General features: G+C 43.1%; 1 pseudogene. It reads right to left on the reverse strand.

What is annotated here, in order from left to right:
• A pseudogene (locus tag ACFILA_RS09995) lies at positions 1-527 on the reverse strand (DUF6990 domain-containing protein); the annotation flags it as partial.

The raw sequence follows: 527 nt of genomic DNA on the forward strand, positions 1-527 counted from the left end.
TTCCGATAAAATTGACTATTTTCTCTTTCCACGAGCGGGGTTGCTCCTTGCTGGTAACCTCTTGTGGATCATCAAGCTTTTCTGCCACCTGTTTAATCAAAGCGTAACTCACTTGCTTCACCTTTGCTACTTCTTTGGCTAAAGCTAATGCACGTTCAAGATGGGTTTTGTTGATGCTCTCGTCAAAACCTAGGTGATCACCTGCCGTAAAGCTTTGCTGATAAGATTGTAAGGTTTCAGCATCACCCAAATAAAGCAAGAGCGCCAAGATGAAGTAAAGCATAATGTGCATCGTTTGCTTCAGACGTGGTGCTTTTTTCCCAAGGAGCAGCGCCATAATCAGAGCGAAGTCTTTCAGAAAGGTCAATGTCTGTTACCGCCCATTTTAGCGCGTCATCAAGTGCTTGCTTTAAGCGATCCGCAGTAACTTCTGGTTCAAAGATTTCTAAACCCTTTGCTTCAAAATTAAGCTGTATATCTGGAATATCTTCCGTGTGGGTAGGATCAATGAATTTACAAGCGGTGGA

This window comes from Bartonella sp. CL71SXKL (assembly GCF_042194935.1).
GTDB lineage: Bacteria > Pseudomonadota > Alphaproteobacteria > Rhizobiales > Rhizobiaceae > Bartonella.